Source organism: Oceanicaulis sp. UBA2681 (genome assembly GCF_002354675.1).
In the GTDB taxonomy this organism is placed as follows: domain Bacteria; phylum Pseudomonadota; class Alphaproteobacteria; order Caulobacterales; family Maricaulaceae; genus Oceanicaulis; species Oceanicaulis alexandrii.
On the sequence record NZ_DEMB01000008.1, the window covers coordinates 138,648 to 156,190 of the forward strand.

Genomic DNA, 17,543 nt, shown 5'->3' on the forward strand with positions numbered 1-17,543 from the left:
AGCAGTCCGCCCATGCCGCGATACATTTTCATAACCGGCGGCGTGGTCTCCTCTCTTGGTAAAGGCCTCGCTTCCGCCGCACTCGGCGCGCTTTTGCAAGCGCGCGGGTATAAAGTCCGTCTGCGTAAACTCGACCCGTATCTCAACGTGGATCCGGGTACGATGTCGCCGTATCAACACGGCGAGGTCTATGTCACGGACGATGGCGCAGAGACAGACCTCGACCTGGGCCATTACGAGCGCTTTACCGGCGTCTCCGCCCATCAGAGCGATAATATCACCACAGGCCGGATCTATTCCGAGATCATCGAACGCGAACGCCGCGGCGATTATCTGGGCGCGACCGTGCAGGTGATCCCGCACGTCACCGACGCCATCAAGAATTTCGTGTTGTCGGACGCCGGTGACGTGGATTTCGTGCTGTGCGAAATCGGCGGCACTGTGGGCGATATTGAAGGCTTGCCCTTCTTTGAAGCCATCCGTCAGCTGGGCCAGGAGCTGGGCCGGGACAACGCCATCTTCATCCACGTCACCTTGCTGCCGTTCATCAAGGCGGCGGGCGAGATGAAGACCAAACCCACCCAGCACTCGGTCAAAGAGCTGCGCTCGATCGGCATTCAGCCGGACATTCTGCTGTGCCGGTGCGAAATCCCCATTGATCCCAGCGACAAGCGCAAGATTGCGCTGTTCTGCAACGTGCCTGAAAACGCGGTCATCGAAGGACGCGACGCGTCCTCGCTCTATCATGTGCCGCTGGAATATCATGACCAAGGCTTTGACCGGGTCGTGCTCGAACGCTTCGGCCTTGGCGATGCGCCCGAGCCGGACCTGACGGTCTGGAACGGCATTTCCGAAGCGGTGAACAACCCTGATGGTGAAGTGACGGTCGCGGTGGTGGGCAAGTACACCGTGCTGGTGGACGCCTATAAATCACTGCTGGAAGCGCTCAACCATGGCGGCATCGCCAATGGCGTGAAGGTGAAGGTGAAATGGCTGGACGCCAGCCAGTTCGAGGATGACGAAAACCTCGTTGAGCTGGAAGACGTGCACGCCATTCTGGTGCCTGGCGGCTTTGGCGAGCGCGGCGCGGAAGGCAAGATCGCCGCGGCGAAATTCGCCCGTGAACGCAAGATCCCGTATTTCGGCATTTGCTTCGGCATGCAGATGGCGGTGATCGAGGCGGCCCGCAATCTAGCTGGCCTGGACGGCGCCAGCTCATCGGAATTCGGTGACCCTAAAGTGCCGCTGGTTGGGCTTCTGACCGAATGGGTCAAGGATAATGAGACGGTGCGCCGTCATGTGGGCGGTGATCTGGGCGGCACCATGCGCCTGGGCGCGTTCCCGGCGTCGCTCAAGGACGGCTCCAAGGTGCGCGAGATCTATGGTCAGGCTGCGATCCATGAACGTCACCGTCACCGCTATGAGGTGAACATCGCCTATAAAGAGCAGCTTGAAAAAGCCGGTCTGGTGTTCTCCGGCCTGTCGCCTGACGGCGTGCTGCCCGAGATCGTAGAGTATGCCGACCATCCCTGGTTTATCGGCGTGCAATACCATCCCGAATACAAATCGCGTCCCTTTGACCCGCACCCGCTGTTCGCCAGCTTCGTCGCGGCGGCGAAGGATCATAGCCGGTTGGTGTAACAGCCCTGTTGCACTTCAGCCTGCAAACCGGTATAGCCCGCGGCTCACTCGCACAAAGTCCGCTTTGATGCGATCCCGAGTTATTCGCGTTTGAGAACTTAAGGAGAGACCGATGGCGGTCCCTAAGCATAAAGTCACCAAGTCCAAGCGCGGCATGCGTCGCGCGCACGACGCCATCGGCACGACGGCGTACATCGAGGACAAGGATTCCGGCGAACTGCGCCGTCCGCACCATATCGACCTGAAGACCGGCATGTACCGTGGTCGTCAGGTTCTGGATGGCCAGGACGACTAAGCCGGACACCGCGCTGCATTTGCGGCGCGCAGTCTGACAGAAAAAGCCCTGCACCATACCCGGTGCAGGGCTTTTCGCGTTTACGCGCCTCGGCTATGAAGCGCGCATGAAAAGCTCACAGGCCGGGGCGGGGATGCGTCGGCTTGATCTCACCTGAAGGACGTCCGCGCCATGACCGCCATTGTCGATATCGCCGCCCGTGAAATTCTCGACAGCCGGGGCAACCCGACTGTGGAAGTGGACGTCTTCCTGGAAGACGGCTCCATGGGCCGCGCCGCGGTGCCGTCAGGCGCTTCCACCGGCGCGCACGAAGCTGTTGAAAAGCGCGATGGCGGCGACCGCTACAAGGGCAAGGGCGTGTTGCAGGCCGTTACGGCGGTCGAGACAGAGATCTTTGAAGCCATCGCCGGTATTGATGCGCGCGAGCAGCGCCTGATCGACGAGCTTCTGATTGGTCTGGACGGCACCGAGAATAAGGAGCGCCTGGGCGCCAACGCGCTTCTGGGCGTGTCTCTGGCCACCGCCAAGGCCGCGGCGGAAGCCTCCGGCCTGCCGCTCTATCGTTATGTGGGCGGCGCCAATGCGCGCGTCCTGCCGGCGCCGATGATGAACATCCTCAATGGCGGCGCGCATGCCGACAACCCGGTGGATTTTCAGGAATTCATGATCATGCCGACCGGGCTTGCGACCTTCTCGGAAGCCCTACGTTGCGGGGCGGAGATCTTCCACGCGCTGAAATCCCAGCTGAAAGCTGACGGCCTGAACACCAATGTGGGTGATGAGGGCGGGTTCGCACCGAACCTCAAAAGCGCCGAGGCGTGCCTGGATACGATCATGAAGGCGATCGAGACCGCAGGCTATGAGCCGGGCTCAGACGTCACCCTGGCGCTCGACGTGGCCTCCACCGAATTCTTCAAGGACGGCAAATACGTCATGGAAGGGGCAGGGCGCACCTGCACCTCTGACGAGTTCGCTGAATACCTGAAAGAGCTGGCGTCGGCCTATCCGATCATCTCCATCGAGGACGGCATGGCCGAAGACGATTGGGAAGGCTGGAAGGCCGTCACCTCCATGCTGGACGGCGATGTGCAGCTGGTGGGCGATGATCTGTTCGTGACGAACCCTGAGCGTCTGGCGCATGGCATTGAAGTGGGTGCGGCCAATGCGCTGCTGGTCAAGGTCAACCAGATCGGCACCCTGTCTGAAACCATGGATGCGGTCGAAATGGCCTTGCGGTCTGGCTATGGCGCGGTGATGAGCCACCGTTCGGGCGAAACCGAAGACACCACCATCGCCGACCTCGCCGTGGCGCTGAACTGCGGTCAGATCAAGACCGGCTCCCTGGCGCGCTCGGACCGCACCGCGAAATACAACCAGCTGCTGCGCATTGAAGCTGAGCTGGGCGATGCTGCGATCTATGCCGGCCGCACGGCGATCGCCGCCAGCTAAGCCGCAGCGTGCGAGTGAATGACGTGAAACGGCTCGGGTCCGCCCGGGCCGTTTTTTCTTGAATATCTTTACAATCTGACGAATCACCTGATTTCTGATTCGCCATAACTCTTCCTTTACTGAGATTGCCTATCGTCCTTTCAGAACGATCCGCAAAAGGCGGGCGGTGGATGGATGGGTTATGATGAAGGTGCTGAAGCGCTTCATCCCCTTGATTGGGTTGGCTTTGGTGATTGGCTATCTCAGCTATCACGCGCTCCATGGCGAGCAGGGCTATCTCAATCATTTGCGCATTCAGGCGCAGATCTCGGCAGCTGAAGCCGAGCTTGCTGAGGTGCGTTCGACCCGTCAGCACATGGAAGATCGCGTGGCGCGCCTGAAGGCGGACGGCCCGGACGGGTCTGTGGACGTGGATTATCTCGAAGAACGCGCCCGTGCGGTGCTGCGTTTCGCCCATCCTGACGAAATTGTTGTTCAGATTGATCGTGGCGCGCAGCCTGAATATGGCGGCTAATTCCTCCGATCACGGTTAATTGTTCGCACGCGCAACATAATTTGCGTGCTTTACGTGATCTCATCATCCCTGTTAAAGGCTGGAGTGACGTCAACAGGGAGTGCGAACCCATTGGTTCGCATGTGAAATATATGGCGACGAAACGCTCGACCAGCGCCGCGAACAAGTCCTCCTCCGCGCGCTCCAAGAAATCCGAAGTCTCTCAAGACCAGTTGATGAGCTGGTACAAAGACATGCTGCTGATGCGCCGCTTTGAGGAAAAAGCCGGCCAGCTCTACGGCATGGGCCTGATTGCGGGCTTCTGTCACCTCTATATCGGCCAGGAAGCGGTCGTGGTCGGCGTGCAGGGCGCGCTGGAGGAGGGTGATCAGGTGATCACCGGCTATCGCGACCACGCCCACATGCTCGCCACGGGCATGGATCCGAACGGGGTGATGGCCGAACTGACCGGTCGTGAAGGCGGCTATTCCAAAGGCAAGGGCGGGAGCATGCACATGTTCTCGCGCGACAAGCAGTTCTTCGGCGGTCACGGCATTGTTGGCGCTCAGGTCTCCATCGGCACAGGGCTGGCCTTCTCTGACAAGTACAAGAAGAACGGTAAGGTCTGCGCGACGTATTTCGGCGATGGCGCGGCCAATCAGGGCCAGGTCTATGAGAGCTTCAACATGGCCAAGCTCTGGGATCTGCCTGTGGTCTATATCATCGAGAACAACCAGTACGCCATGGGCACGTCCGTCGCGCGCGCCAGCTCGGAGACGCATCTGCATAAACGCGGCGCATCTTTCGGCATTCCCGGCGAGGAAGTGGACGGCATGGACGTGACCGCCGTCTATGACGCCGCCAGCCGCGCTGTGGAGCATGCGCGCTCCGGCAAAGGGCCGTTCATCCTCGAGATGAAGACCTATCGCTATCGTGGTCACTCCATGTCCGATCCGGCGAAGTACCGCACCCGCGACGAGGTCAATGACATCCGTGACCACAAGGACCCCATCGATCTGGCGCGCAAGATCATCCTGGATAAGGGCTGGTCTGACGAGGACGCGCTCAAGGAGATGGACAAAGAGGTGAAGGCGATCGTCAACAAGTCCGCCGACTTCGCCAAGGACAGCCCCGAGCCCGATCCGTCCGAGCTCTACACCGACGTTCTGATCGAGGGTTAAGACACATGCCAATCAAAGTGCTCATGCCCGCCCTGTCTCCCACCATGGAGGAAGGCACGCTGGCGAAATGGACCGTCAAACCCGGCGATCAGGTCAATTCAGGCGATGTGATCGCCGAGATCGAGACCGACAAGGCGACGATGGAAGTCGAAGCCGTTGAAGAGGGCAAGGTCGGCAAGCTCCTCGTCGATGAGGGGACCGAAGGCGTTCAGGTGAACGCGCCCATCGCGATCCTTTTGGAAGAGGGCGAGGACGACAGCGCGCTTGAGGGCTATGACCCGGAAGCCGATGACGCGGGCGCTGCTGACGCGAAATCCGACGCCAAGGACGACGCATCTGAAAAGGCGGCGGAGTCCAAATCAGAAGACAAAGCGGAAGCGCCGCAAAAGCCCAAGGGCAAGACCCTCTCCGATCCCGACATTCCTGAAGGGACGAAGATGAAGGAAATCACCATCCGCGACGCCCTGCGCGACGCGATGGCGGAAGAAATGCGCGCAGACGACAGGGTGTTCGTGATGGGCGAGGAAGTCGCCCAGTATCAAGGCGCCTACAAGGTGACCCGCGAGCTGCTGGAGGAATTCGGTGACCAGCGCGTTGTGGACACCCCGATCACCGAGCACGGCTTCGCCGGTCTCGGCGTCGGCGCGGCGTTCGGCGGCCTCAAGCCCATCGTCGAGTTCATGACCTTCAACTTCGCCATGCAGGCGATCGACCACATCATCAACTCGGCCGCGAAGACCCTTTACATGTCCGGCGGCCAGATGGGCTGCCCGATGGTGTTCCGCGGCCCGAACGGCGCGGCGTCTCGCGTGGGCGCCCAGCACAGCCAGGACTATTCAGCCTGGTATGCGTCTGTGCCCGGCCTGAAAGTGATCGCGCCCTATGATGCGGCGGACGCCAAGGGGCTTCTGAAAGCCGCCATTCGTGACCCGAACCCGGTCGTCTTCCTCGAACACGAGCTGATGTATGGCGAGACGTTCGAAATCCCCGACATGGATGATTTCGTCCTGCCCATCGGCAAGGCGAAAGTGCGCCGCGAAGGTTCTGACGTCACCATCACCGCGCATTCGCGCATGGTGGGCTTCGCCCTGAAAGCGGCTGAAAAACTGTCTGAAGAGGGGATCGAGGCCGAGGTGATCGATCTGCGCACCCTGCGTCCGCTCGACACCGATACGATTATCGAGTCCGTGAAAAAGACCAACCGCATCGTTTGCGCGGAAGAGGGCTGGGGCCAGCATGGCGTCGGCGCGGAAATCGCTGCGCGGGTGACGCTGGACGCGTTTGATTATCTCGACGCCCCGCCGACCCGGGTGTTCCAGAAAGACGTGCCGCTGCCGTATGCGGCGAACCTTGAAGCCTTGTCGCTGCCGGGCGTCGAGGACATCATCAAGGCCGCCAAGCAGGTATGCTACGCGGACTAGGAGACGCCGCATGACCGAGGCCGATGTCATCGAACAAATGGTGGAGTACCAGGACATCCTGTTAAACGGAGTCCAGGTCTTCTTCACGGTGGTGTCGGCGTATGTGGTGGCGGTGTGGGTGTTCCTGCGCCATGCCGGTTTCGGTTTGCGGCTCTTCTCGTTTTTCTTCCTCACCCTGGTGCTCGCCTTTCTGGGGCGGGTCGCCTACGGCTCGCAACGTATCCATGACGGATTTGTCCAGACGCTGATCGAGCTGGACCAGTCCGTCGGCCTGTCGCCCACCGGGGATGCAGCGCTCAACAATGCGCTCACCGGGATCGACACGCTGATCCAGAATTCGATGAACGGCGCGCTTGTGGTTGTCTATATCGCGCTGTTCTTCCTGACTTTTTTCGCCCGCTCCACGTTGCGCTCTAACGCGCGGCCGGGCGGTTCTGCTTGACGGAGCCCTTTGATGCCCATCGAAATCCTGATGCCCGCCCTGTCGCCCACCATGGAAGAGGGCACGCTGTCCAAATGGACGGTGAAAGAAGGCGATACCGTCAGCTCCGGTGATGTGATCGCCGAGATCGAAACCGACAAGGCGACGATGGAAGTCGAAGCCGTCGACGAAGGCGTGATGGGAAAGATCCTCGTCGAAGAGGGCTCTGAAGGCGTCAAGGTCAACGCACCCATCGGCCTCCTGCTTGAAGAGGGCGAGGACAAGAGCGCGCTGGACGGCTACACGCCCCAGGGCGCCGAGGGCGCGTCGTCCGGAGATGCGGATTCCAAGGCGTCTGACGACAAAGCCCAGAGCGACGATAAAGCGTCAGAGGCCAAATCTGACGCATCAGCCAAATCTGAAACGCCCGCCGCCCAATCTGACAAGGACGGCGACCGCATCAAGGCGTCGCCACTGGCGCGCCGCATGGCGAAGGATGCCGGGCTGGACCTCAAGGCGCTCGAGGGTTCCGGCCCGAAAGGCCGGATCGTCAAACGCGATATTGAAGAGGCCAAGGAGAGCGGCGTCGGCAAGGCGGACGACAAAGCCGCCGCGAAATCTGACGCGCCGAAATCTGAGCCCTCCAAGCCGATCGATGAGCATGAACCGTTGGCCCAATACGGCATCAGCGCGGACCGCTATGAGATCAAGAAGGCCGACAACATCACCAAAATCTCGGCCAAGCGCCTGTCCGAGAGCTTCCGCGATATTCCGCACTTCCCGCTCAATGTGGATTGCCGTCTGGATGCGCTGCTGAAATTCCGCAAGGACATCAACGCCAAGACGCCTGAAGGCGTGAAGGTCTCGGTCAATGACATCCTGATCAAGGCGTCCGGTCTGGCGCTCAAGAAAGTCCCGCAAGCCAACGCCAGCTGGATCGAGGATGGCCGCATCGCTCTGCACAAGCACGCCGACGTCTCCGTCGCCGTGGCGATCGAGGGCGGTCTGATCACCCCGATCATCAAGGATGCGGATCAGAAGGGTCTCGCCCAGATCTCCGCTGAAATGAAAGACCTCGCCACCCGCGCGCGGGATCGCAAGCTCAAGCCTGAAGAATATCAGGGCGGCACCTTCTCGCTGTCCAATCTGGGCATGTTCGGCATCGCCTCCTTCTCCTCGATCATCAATCCCCCCCAGGGCATGATCCTGAGCGTCGGCGCGGGCGAGGAGCGTCCGGTGATCACCGATGGCGCGCTGGCGAAAGCGACCGTGATGACGGTCACCCTGACCTGTGATCACCGCGTGGTGGACGGCGCGAACGGCGCGCGCTGGCTGTCCGCCTTCAAGGGCTTTATTGAAGACCCGATCACCATGCTGATGTAGATTTAGGGGCGGGCCTTGACCCGCCCCTTTCTTCATTGTTTGAGAGCGCTTAATCCGTCAGGCCAAAGTGTTTGAGAGCCGCTTGGGCGATGGGCTCGCCCCATTCCTGGACAAAATGGCCGCCTTCAGCGATTTCCAGCGGTTTGGGGCAGTTTTTGATGACGCTTCTGAGCCAAGCCATGGTGTCCGGTCCGAGCACTGGATCCTGCATGCCCACCGCCATGAAGCTGTCGCCGGTCCAGTCCTCTGACCAGAACCGCAATGCTTGCTGGCTGGTCTGAACGCCCTCCATGTCCGGGCTGATCGGCACAAGGGCGGGAAAACGACGAACGCCGGCCTTGTAGGTCGCATCGGGGAAGGGGGCGGCATAGGCCTTGGCTTCCGCATCAGTCAGGATCGGCGTAGCGCGCTGCATAAGTCCCGCCAAATCCAGATCAGGAGTGTTCGCCATGAAATCACGCCAAGCGATAAAACCCTCACTGGCGCCTTTGCCGACGCCGAGCGCGGTATTCATCACCAGAAGCCGGCTGAAACGGTCAGGATAATCCATCGGCAGGGTCAGCCCCAATAGTCCGCCCCAATCCTGACAGACCAGACAGATATCGGTGAGATCCATCCGATCCAGAAACGCTTTCAGGGCGTTGCGATGCCAGTGGAAGGTGTAGACCTCATCGTCCACCGGCTTGTCGGACCGTCCAAAGCCAAACAGGTCTGGAATGATTACGCGCGCGCCAGCAGCTAGGAAGACCGGAGCCATCTTTCGATACAGATAGCCCCAGCTGGGTTCCCCATGCAGGCAGAGAAACACGGGCGCGCCGGATTTGGGGCCCTCATCTACATAGGCCATGCGCAAGCCCACATAACCGGGCAGATCGTCAACATAGTGCGGCGTGTAGTCGTAGTCTGGCAGGGTTTCAAACCAGGTATCGGGCGTGCGGATGGCTCTGATGGTCATGGATGGTTCCTCCCGTTTTTCTGATCAGCATGGACTGACGGCCTTTTCATGGGAAGGGCGCCCTCTGGCGGTGGCGTCGGGCTGCGCGGCGGAGTAAGAGGGGGTATCCATCATTCGCGGAGAACCCCATGTCGGAAAACAGCTTTGATGTCATCGTCGTCGGCTCCGGGCCGGGCGGGTATGTGGCCGCGATCCGGGCCGCGCAGCTGGGGCTGAAGACCGCGATTGTCGAGCGCGAGCATCTGGGCGGCATCTGTCTGAACTGGGGCTGCATCCCGACGAAAGCCTTGCTGCGCTCGGCGGAAATCCTGGATCACGCCAATCACGCCAAATCCTATGGCCTGGTGCTGGATGGCGAGATGAAGCCCGATGTGGATGCCGTGGTCGATCGTTCCCGCAAGGTCTCGGCGCGTCTCAATGGCGGCGTCGGCATGCTGATGAAGAAGAACAAGATCAGCGTCATCTGGGGCGAGGCGACGCTGACCAAGCCAGGCGAGATCAAGGTCTCCAAACCCTCAAAGCCCGCCGTCGAGCCCCAGCACCCCCAGCCCAAGAACACGCTGGGCGAGGGGAGCTATACCGCCAAGCACATCCTGATCGCCACGGGCGCCCGCCCGCGGGCTCTGCCGGGAATCGAGCCGGATGGCGAGCTGATCTGGACGTATTTTGAGGCGATGAAGCCGAAAAAACTCCCGAAATCCCTGGTGGTGATGGGCTCAGGCGCGATCGGCATCGAGTTCGCCAGCTTCTATCTGTCCATGGGCGTGGATGTGACGGTCGTCGAGCTGATGGACCGGATCATGCCCGTAGAAGACGCGGAGATTTCCAAGATCGCGCGCAAGGCGCTGGAAAAGCGTGGGCTCAACATCATCACTGAGGCGAAGGTCACGAAAGTCGACAAGCATTCAGACGCTGTGACCGCTCATGTGGAGACGTCTGACGGCAAGACCCAAGAGATCAAGGCGGATCGCCTGATCTCGGCGGTGGGTGTTCAGGGCAATATCGAGAGTCTCGGCCTGGAAGATCTGGGCGTGAAGACCGAGCGCGGCTGCGTGGTGATTGACGGCTATGGTCGCACCAATGTGGACGGGCTTTACGCCATCGGGGATGTGGCCGGCCCGCCCATGCTGGCGCACAAGGCCGAGCACGAGGGCGTCATCTGCGTCGAGAAGATCGCCGGTCTCGAGAACGTCCATCCGATGGACACGCTGAAGGTGCCCGGCTGCACCTATTGCAACCCGCAAGTGGCGTCGGTGGGGCTGACAGAAGCCAAGGCGAAAGAGGCCGGTTACGACATTCGGGTCGGCCGTTTCAACTTCGCGGCCAATGGCAAGGCGATCGCGCTTGGCGAAGACAACGGCCTGGTCAAAACCATTTTTGACAAGACAACCGGCGAGCTTTTGGGCGCGCATATGGTGGGCGCGGAAGTGACCGAGCTGATCCAGGGCTTCGTGGTCGCCATGGGGCTTGAGACCACGGAAGAAGAGTTGATGCACACCATCTTCCCGCATCCCACGCTCAGCGAGATGATGAAGGAAAGCGTGCTCGACGCGTATGGACGCACGCTCAATAGCTAAAAGTTAAGTCGCCCTGCATCCAGATTGCGTGCAGCCTGCATCTTCCTTTCAAGTCTCCCCAATCGGGGCGAACTTCAACTCTGGGATAGCAGACATGGTACGGACGAGTGTGAGCGCCCTCTTGGGATCAGTGCTTTTGGCAGGGTGCGTCCAGGCGTCTGACGGCCCCACCACCACATTTGACGGCCTGGCGGGCCGCCGCACGGTTGACACCAATGGCAATGTGGCGATGAACGGCGCCGCGGTCACGCTGGAAGGCCGCGTCGGCGGTTGGGTCGAAATGAATGGCGCTTCCGTGGATGTGCGCGCTGATATTGGCGGCGATCTGGAAGCCAATGGCGCCAGCGTCGAAGTGGACGGTCAGGTTGCCGGCGCCAGTGAGATCAATGCCGGATCGGCGCAACTGGATGGCGTTTATCTGGGGCCTGTTGAAGTGAACGCCGGCAATGCGCGCTTGCAAGGGCGGTACGCCTCTGAGCTGACGGCCAATGCTGGCGCTTTGAACCTTGAGGGTGATCATGCTGCGCCAGTTCGCTTCGCCGGTCAGGGCCGTGATCGGAATTTCCTGGGTCGTGAACGTCAGGACCAGTCACGCCTGGTGATTGAGGGGCATCTGGCGGTCGGCGGTGATGTCTGCGCGCATGAGGTCATCTTTGAACGCGGCGCCACCTTGGGCGGGGTCCTGCGGGTTCGCGCTGATGCGGCGCCCGATCTGCCGGCCGGCCTGTCACCTGACATGGTCGAGTTCGAGCCGCGCAATGGCGAGCGTTGCGACTCGCTCTGACAGCTTTAGCTGAGACATGTGAAGGGCGGTCAGTCACCTGACCGCCCTTTTTGTGCTCGGCGTCTGTAATCTCACATAGAGTTCACTCGATCCGCTAAACCTGCGGCGCTTAAAACTCATGCATGTCAGACAACAGCGGAGCAGGGCATGAAGATCGTACGGACGGGCGTTTTGTATCTTGTGCTGGTGGCGGGGTTTGGCGCTGCCGGACAGGCTGGATCCGCCATAGCACAACCTCCTTCCCTGGCTCCCTATCTGGACCAGCCGCCGCCCGGTCTGACCCCGGAACCCTTCGCCCCCGGCCTGGTGTCGTCTCCTGGCTATGAATATGGCGGCGTTTTCTCACCGGATATGGACGCCTTCTACTTCATCCGCGGCAGAGATGAGAGCAGCGCCCAGGACTTCGTCGTTTTCAAATATGAGGATGCCGACTGGCGCGAGACGGTGCTGTCGCCTCGGGTCGGTCAGCCTTTCGTCGCTCCTGATGGAGACACGCTGCATCTGGGCGGGCGCTATATGGAGCGCACAGATGCTGGATGGTCGGAGATATACTCGCTGGGGCAGCCGTTCGATGACTTCCAGATCATGCGTCTCACGACGTCATCCGCCGGAACCTATGTGTTTGACGAAATCGGCTCCGCGGACGGGGATGGCGTGCTGAGGTATTCACGGCTGGTTGAGGGCGTTCGCGAAGCGCCCAGACCTTTCAACGCTGCGATCAATACGGGAACTTTCAACGCTCACCCCTTCATCGCGCCTGATGAGTCCTACATTTTATGGGATGGCCGCAGGCCGAGCGGATTTGGCGACTCGGACATCTATATCAGTTTCCGGCAGGCGGACGGGGACTGGGGGCCGGCGATCAATCTGGGCGAAGCGATCAATACGCCCGCTTGGGAGGCTTCTGCGAGCGTCACCCCGGATGGCCGGTATCTCTTCTTTCACAGGTTGATTGGTTCTGCTGACGGGGACGGCCTGCCTGATGTCGATATCTATTGGGTGGACGCACAAATTCTCGACACGCTTCGCCCTGACTGATCGGGGAGGCCATGCGGCGCTTGTATGGCGCACGCCTCAACACAGCCTGAGAGCACCCATAAAGGCGGTCCGTTTCACGGGCCGCCTTCTTTGTGACTTGAGCAAATTGGGCCCGAGAAATGAAAATATTTATCGTTTTTCGAAAAATTTCGCTTCCTTATCGAGTTTCGATATGATATCGAGTTTCGATAAGGTTGGTCATATAAGAAAAATCGGGGAACCCGAAATGACACGTCTCCTTCTCACCACAGCCGTCGCCAGCGTCCTGGCGTTGACCGGCTGCATAGATGTAACGATCGGAACGCCGGCTTACGCCTCGAGCAGCGACAGCAGTCTCAGGGGCGGGGATTTTACAGCGGTTCTGGATGAGCCTGGTGATTTTCGACTGGCGGGCGCCGATGTGCGCGTGTCCGGAGAAGTCTCAGGCCGGCTGCGGGTCAGTGCAGCCGATTTCATCGCACGCGATTTTCACGCCGGCGCTGTGGCGATCACGGCGGCCGACATCGCCTTCACGGGTGATGTGGACGGACCGGTGACGCTCACCGCATCCGATGTCGCCTGGCGCGGCAGCATAGGCGGAGGCGCGGAAATCCGGGCTGCGGATCTGGACTTTGACGGCCGCCTGGACGGACGTCTGTTTGCACAGGTCGCGGATGCGCATCTGTCCGGCTCTTTTGCTGATATCGAAGTTTCAGCAGCGGATCTGGAACTGGATCGCGACAGTCATGTTCAGGGTGATGTGCGCGCCAATGTCGCCGACTTTGAACAGGACGGCGTCATTGATGGGCGTCTGGATCTGAGCGCCCGGTCTGTCTGGATCAATGGCGATCTGAACGCGCCCATGGTTCTGAATGTGGACCCGGGGCGAGGGCGGCTGGACCCAGAAGACGGTCTGGTCGAGCTGAACGGCCGCTCTGTCGGCGGTTCGATCTGTGCGCGCCGTGTGGTCGTGCGGGGGCAGGTGAATGGCCCGCTGACCATCATGGCGGATGCGCCGCCTGAAGTGCTTCAAGGCGCTCAGGCGAATGACATCAGTTTCACGGCCCGCAATGGCCAGCGTTGCGAACGCAACTCGTAAAAGGAGAGGTTTGATGATCAAGTCTCTGAAAAGACATTTGCATTCCCTGCTGGTCGCCGGCTTTTTGTGCGGCGCGGCGAGCGGTGCGGCTCATGCGGGCCAATATATCGGCGGGGATCTCAATCTCTCGCTGGATGAAAACGACGATGTGCTCGTTCTGGCTGCCGATGTGGTCGGGGAAGGGCGTATCGGCGGCGATCTGACGGTGTTTGCGGCGGATGTTCGGATGAACGTCACCGTGGATGGCGAGGTTCAGATCGTGGCTGCAGATATCGAACTGGACGGAACCATCCAGGGCGAAGTCGGGCTGGCGGGCGCAGATATTCGTGTCGGCGCCGACCTGTTTGATGATCTTGAAGCTGCTGGCGCTGACTTGACGCTGAACGGCACAGTGGCGGGCAATGCGTCCCTTGCTGGCTCAACCATCATCCTGACCCCGGATGCTGTGGTCTCCGGTGAAACCGAGATCGGCGCACGCGAGCTCTACATGGAAGGTCGTCTGGTCCAGGCCGTCGAAATTCATGCGCGCGATGTTGTGATTTCGGGCACGATCGAGGGGCCGCTGGATATACGCGCGCGCGACGTTGTGTTTGAGAGCAGCGCTGTGATCACCGGACCTGTCACCGTACGCTCGCCCAAGCCGCCGCAAGTGGCGGAGGGTGCGCAAATCGGCGAGCTGGACTACCAGGAATATGACTTTGACGACGAGTCCGATTTCAACCATCCCGATGTGAACTTCAGCATTGAGGATTTCGGGTTCGCGCCCAGCCCGTGGGCGATTGGCGGCGTGTTCACCGCCAGCGCCTTCCTGCTGGGTCTGCTTGTGTCTCTGGCGAGCCCGAAAGGCGTGGCCGGTGTCGCGAGTGCGTTCCGTCGCAAGCCCTGGGTGTCCGGACTGTTGGGCCTCGTCGTTCTTGCGGTGCTGCCCATCCTGACCATCACGCTGTTCGTGTTGCTGCTGGCCACTGTGATCGGTATTCCGCTGGCTTTCCTGCTGATCTTTGCGCTGCCGATCGTGCTCTTCCTGTCCTACGTGTTTGGCGGTGTGGTCATCGGTGATCTGGTGATGAACCGGACGGGCGAACCTGCGGGCTTCGGCTTGCGGGCGGGATCCATGCTGGTGGCTCTCCTGGTGATCGGCCTGATCTCCGTGATCCCGTTCATTGGCTGGCTGATCAGCATGATCGTTTTCTGCATCGGCTTGGGGGCCTGGACCATCGCCTTGTTCTCAAGGACGAAACCAACGCCCAACATGGACGCTGTGTAATGAATTAAGTACAGCGTTACCCTGTTACGATCCCGGCTGACCTTGTAGGTTGGCCGGGATTTTTTTGTTCGTAAGCGGTCACAGAGCCGCACGCTTGCTTCAATCAGGGGAGCGCTCATGTCCTTGTTCAAAGTCGCCCTGGCGGCTGGCGCAGCACTGGTGATCAGTGCGCCCAGTTTCGCCGATCCCATTCGTCAGACCACAAATAACTGGCGGGACGCCTTTCGCCAGCTTGAGGATGAGGATTGGCCCACGCCTAATCGCGAACGCCGCGCCACGGGCGCGCCGGGGCCGGATTACTGGCAGCAGCAGGTGGACTATGACATCGACGTGGCCTTTGACGAGAACTCGAAAGTTCTGACGGGTTCGGCGACGGTCACTTACACCAACAATGCGCCCGATACGCTCGATTATCTGTGGTTCCTGATGGACCAGAATCGCTTCCGTCCGGATTCCATTGCTGTGATGACGGAAACCGTGGGCGGCGCCAGCCGCGCCAATTCGCGCACGGGCGCAGCAGCGTCCGTCGACGGCGTTTCCGCCCGGACGCTCAACCGTGCGCAGCGTCTGGCTGAGGACGGTCTCGGCTTCAACATCAATGGTGTGACGCTGGAAGACGGCTCTGCGCTTGATTACACCGTCGTCGACACGCTGATGCGGATTGATCTGCCTGAGACCCTGGAAACCGGCGATTCGGTCACCTTCACCATTGAGTGGGATCATGTGCTGATCGAAACCGCTGTCATCGGCGGTCGGTCAGGCTGGGAATGCTTTGACGAAGAAGGCGAGGGCGGCGACTGCATCTATCAGATGGCGCAATGGTTCCCGCGCGCCGCCGCATTCTCAGATTACGAAGGCTGGCACAATAAAGCCTTCCTGGGTCGGGGTGAGTTCACCCTGGAATTTGGCGATTATGACGTCGCCATCACCGTGCCGCAGGATTTCGTGGTCGCCGCGACCGGCGAGTTGCAAAACGCTGACGCCGTTCTGACCGAAGCCCAGCGCGAACGACTGGAAGAGGCCGCGACCGCGGACGAGCCGGTGTTCATCATTACGCCGGATGAAGCGCGCGCCAATGAGCGGCGCGGCACCCGCTCCACCACGACCTGGGAGTTCTCGGCCGAGAATGTCCGTGACTTCGCCTGGGCGACCTCGCGCAAGTTCATCTGGGATGCGGTGGGCGTCGAGCAGGACGGCGGCGGTCAGGCGCCGGATCGCGTCATGGCGATGAGCTTTTATCCCAATGAAGCCGAGCCGCTGTGGTCGACATACTCCACCCGCGCCATCGAGCACACGATCGACGTCTATAACGAGTTCTCCTTCCCCTATCCGTACCCGACTGCGCAGTCGATTTCCGGTCCGCAGGGCGGCATGGAATACCCGATGATCACCTTCAACGGCGCCAGCTATGGCCGCCCGGTGATCGGCGAAGATGGCGAGCTGACCTATTCACGCCGCGCCAAGCACGGCCTGATCGGCGTGATCATCCACGAGATCGGGCACATCTACTTCCCGATGACGGTGAACTCCGATGAGCGCCAATGGACCTGGATGGATGAGGGACTGAACACCTTCCTGCAGTTCCAGGCCGAGCGTCGCTGGTCTGAAGATTATCCTGTGCGCCGCGGCGACCCGGATCTGATCGCCGACTACATGGTCTCCACCAATCAGGTGCCGATCATGACCCAATCCGATTCCATCCCGCAATTCGGCAACAACGCCTATGGCAAGCCGGCGACCGCTCTGGTGGTGCTGCGCGAGACGGTGCTGGGCCGCGAACTGTTTGATCGCGCCTTTCGCGAATACTCCGAGCGCTGGCGTTTCAAACGGCCGACCCCGTATGACTTCTTCCGCACCATGGAGGAAAGCTCGGGCGTGGATCTCGACTGGTTCTGGCGTGGCTGGTTCTACTCCACCGACCATGTGGACATCGCGATCACCAGCGTGACCGAAGGCACGGTGAACACCGAAGACCCGGAGATCGAGAACCCGCTTGATCGCCAGCGGGACGCGGACACGTCAAATTCCACGACGTTGCAGAACAATATCGAAGAGGGTCTGGCCTTCTACGAGAACGAGAACCCTGAAGTTCAGGATTTCTACTCCGCCAATGACCCTCATGTGGTCACCAATCGTCAGCGTGAAGCGTATGAGGGCCTGCGCGATGGCGATCTGCCCGAGCATGAAGCTGCGGCGCTTGATTATGACGGCTACGTCTACTTTGTGAATCTGGAAAACCAGGGCGGCGTGGTGATGCCGGTCATTCTGGAGTTCAGCTTTGCTGACGGGACCACGGACGAAGTGCGTATTCCGGCCGAGATCTGGCGTTTCAATCCCGACTCCGCGATCTGGCGCTACATCACTGACAAACAGGTCGTGTCCGTGGAGCTGGACCCGCATCTTGAAACCGCGGACGCGGATCGCACGGATAACTATTATCCGCCGCAAATCCAGCCCAACCGTCTCGAGGTGTATCGCAACACTTCCAGCCCGTCCTCACTGATGGATGATATGGATCTGCGCGTTGAACGCGACAGCATCCAGACCCGGGATCAGTAAG

The 17,543-nt window shown here is 60.5% G+C and carries 15 protein-coding genes; 14 read left to right on the forward strand and 1 reads right to left on the reverse strand.

What is annotated here, in order from left to right; all coding sequences use genetic code 11:
• The first annotated feature begins 12 nt into the window (after positions 1–12).
• The 8 genes from B3M53_RS05840 (at position 13) to B3M53_RS05875 (ending at position 8,284) form a co-directional block, all read left to right on the forward strand.
• Positions 13–1,641 carry a CTP synthase gene (locus B3M53_RS05840; RefSeq protein ID WP_286799840.1) on the forward strand — a complete coding sequence of 543 codons (1,629 nt, stop codon included), beginning with the start codon at positions 13–15 and terminating at the stop codon, positions 1,639–1,641.
• A 112-nt stretch (positions 1,642–1,753) separates the two neighbouring features.
• Positions 1,754–1,936: a 50S ribosomal protein L32 gene (gene rpmF / locus B3M53_RS05845; protein ID WP_022699538.1), complete on the forward strand. Its 183-nt coding sequence runs from the start codon at positions 1,754–1,756 to the stop codon at positions 1,934–1,936.
• Between the two features lie 171 nt (positions 1,937–2,107).
• Positions 2,108–3,385 carry a phosphopyruvate hydratase gene (eno, locus tag B3M53_RS05850; RefSeq protein ID WP_022699537.1) on the forward strand — a complete coding sequence of 426 codons (1,278 nt, stop codon included), beginning with the start codon at positions 2,108–2,110 and terminating at the stop codon, positions 3,383–3,385.
• A gap of 181 nt (positions 3,386–3,566) precedes the next feature.
• Complete coding sequence (locus B3M53_RS05855; RefSeq protein WP_022699536.1) at positions 3,567–3,899, forward strand: FtsB family cell division protein; 333 nt, start codon at positions 3,567–3,569, stop codon at positions 3,897–3,899.
• 131 nt (positions 3,900–4,030) lie between these two features.
• A complete protein-coding gene (pdhA, locus tag B3M53_RS05860) occupies positions 4,031–5,059 on the forward strand; it encodes a pyruvate dehydrogenase (acetyl-transferring) E1 component subunit alpha (RefSeq protein ID WP_022699535.1) in 1,029 nt (342 codons plus the stop codon).
• Positions 5,060–5,064: 5 nt separating this feature from the next.
• Positions 5,065–6,480, forward strand: a complete 1,416-nt coding sequence (locus tag B3M53_RS05865) for a pyruvate dehydrogenase complex E1 component subunit beta (protein WP_022699534.1) — start codon at positions 5,065–5,067, stop codon at positions 6,478–6,480.
• A 10-nt stretch (positions 6,481–6,490) separates the two neighbouring features.
• Entirely contained in the window at positions 6,491–6,922 is a 432-nt protein-coding gene (locus B3M53_RS05870) for a hypothetical protein (protein WP_022699533.1), read from the forward strand.
• 12 nt (positions 6,923–6,934) lie between these two features.
• Positions 6,935–8,284, forward strand: coding sequence for a pyruvate dehydrogenase complex dihydrolipoamide acetyltransferase (locus B3M53_RS05875; protein WP_022699532.1), 1,350 nt, complete (start codon positions 6,935–6,937; stop codon positions 8,282–8,284).
• 49 nt (positions 8,285–8,333) lie between these two features.
• Here the strand turns inward: B3M53_RS05875 and B3M53_RS05880 are convergent, their stop codons facing one another.
• Entirely contained in the window at positions 8,334–9,239 is a 906-nt protein-coding gene (locus B3M53_RS05880) for a haloalkane dehalogenase (RefSeq protein WP_286799843.1), read from the reverse strand.
• A 128-nt stretch (positions 9,240–9,367) separates the two neighbouring features.
• On the opposite strand from B3M53_RS05880, the gene lpdA reads away from it, so the two are divergent.
• From lpdA to B3M53_RS05910, 6 genes are all read left to right on the forward strand, one after another.
• The gene (gene lpdA / locus B3M53_RS05885; RefSeq protein ID WP_022699529.1) at positions 9,368–10,816 is read left to right on the forward strand and encodes a dihydrolipoyl dehydrogenase; all 1,449 of its coding nucleotides are present in this window, start codon (positions 9,368–9,370) and stop codon (positions 10,814–10,816) included.
• A 94-nt stretch (positions 10,817–10,910) separates the two neighbouring features.
• A complete protein-coding gene (locus B3M53_RS05890) occupies positions 10,911–11,600 on the forward strand; it encodes a hypothetical protein (protein ID WP_286799845.1) in 690 nt (229 codons plus the stop codon).
• A gap of 147 nt (positions 11,601–11,747) precedes the next feature.
• Positions 11,748–12,638, forward strand: a complete 891-nt coding sequence (locus tag B3M53_RS05895) for a PD40 domain-containing protein (protein ID WP_022699527.1) — start codon at positions 11,748–11,750, stop codon at positions 12,636–12,638.
• 226 nt (positions 12,639–12,864) lie between these two features.
• Positions 12,865–13,716, forward strand: coding sequence for a hypothetical protein (locus B3M53_RS05900; RefSeq protein ID WP_286799846.1), 852 nt, complete (start codon positions 12,865–12,867; stop codon positions 13,714–13,716).
• Between the two features lie 13 nt (positions 13,717–13,729).
• Positions 13,730–14,983 (forward strand): hypothetical protein, encoded by a 1,254-nt coding sequence (locus tag B3M53_RS05905; RefSeq protein WP_286799847.1) that lies wholly within the window; start codon positions 13,730–13,732, stop codon positions 14,981–14,983.
• A 117-nt stretch (positions 14,984–15,100) separates the two neighbouring features.
• Complete coding sequence (locus B3M53_RS05910) at positions 15,101–17,542, forward strand: M1 family metallopeptidase (protein ID WP_286799848.1); 2,442 nt, start codon at positions 15,101–15,103, stop codon at positions 17,540–17,542.
• Position 17,543 lies beyond the last annotated feature (1 nt).

Bases quoted from the DNA above. Each gene is read 5' to 3' on its own strand.
- B3M53_RS05840 (WP_286799840.1), top strand. From the start codon at position 13: ATGCCGCGATACATTTTCATAACCGGCGGCGTGGTCTCCTCTCTTGGT.
- rpmF (WP_022699538.1), top strand. From the start codon at position 1,754: ATGGCGGTCCCTAAGCATAAAGTCACCAAGTCCAAGCGCGGCATGCGT.
- eno (WP_022699537.1), top strand. From the start codon at position 2,108: ATGACCGCCATTGTCGATATCGCCGCCCGTGAAATTCTCGACAGCCGG.
- B3M53_RS05855 (WP_022699536.1), top strand. From the start codon at position 3,567: ATGATGAAGGTGCTGAAGCGCTTCATCCCCTTGATTGGGTTGGCTTTG.
- pdhA (WP_022699535.1), top strand. From the start codon at position 4,031: ATGGCGACGAAACGCTCGACCAGCGCCGCGAACAAGTCCTCCTCCGCG.
- B3M53_RS05865 (WP_022699534.1), top strand. From the start codon at position 5,065: ATGCCAATCAAAGTGCTCATGCCCGCCCTGTCTCCCACCATGGAGGAA.
- B3M53_RS05870 (WP_022699533.1), top strand. From the start codon at position 6,491: ATGACCGAGGCCGATGTCATCGAACAAATGGTGGAGTACCAGGACATC.
- B3M53_RS05875 (WP_022699532.1), top strand. From the start codon at position 6,935: ATGCCCATCGAAATCCTGATGCCCGCCCTGTCGCCCACCATGGAAGAG.
- B3M53_RS05880 (WP_286799843.1), bottom strand. From the start codon at position 9,239: ATGACCATCAGAGCCATCCGCACGCCCGATACCTGGTTTGAAACCCTG.
- lpdA (WP_022699529.1), top strand. From the start codon at position 9,368: ATGTCGGAAAACAGCTTTGATGTCATCGTCGTCGGCTCCGGGCCGGGC.
- B3M53_RS05890 (WP_286799845.1), top strand. From the start codon at position 10,911: ATGGTACGGACGAGTGTGAGCGCCCTCTTGGGATCAGTGCTTTTGGCA.
- B3M53_RS05895 (WP_022699527.1), top strand. From the start codon at position 11,748: ATGAAGATCGTACGGACGGGCGTTTTGTATCTTGTGCTGGTGGCGGGG.
- B3M53_RS05900 (WP_286799846.1), top strand. From the start codon at position 12,865: ATGACACGTCTCCTTCTCACCACAGCCGTCGCCAGCGTCCTGGCGTTG.
- B3M53_RS05905 (WP_286799847.1), top strand. From the start codon at position 13,730: ATGATCAAGTCTCTGAAAAGACATTTGCATTCCCTGCTGGTCGCCGGC.
- B3M53_RS05910 (WP_286799848.1), top strand. From the start codon at position 15,101: ATGTCCTTGTTCAAAGTCGCCCTGGCGGCTGGCGCAGCACTGGTGATC.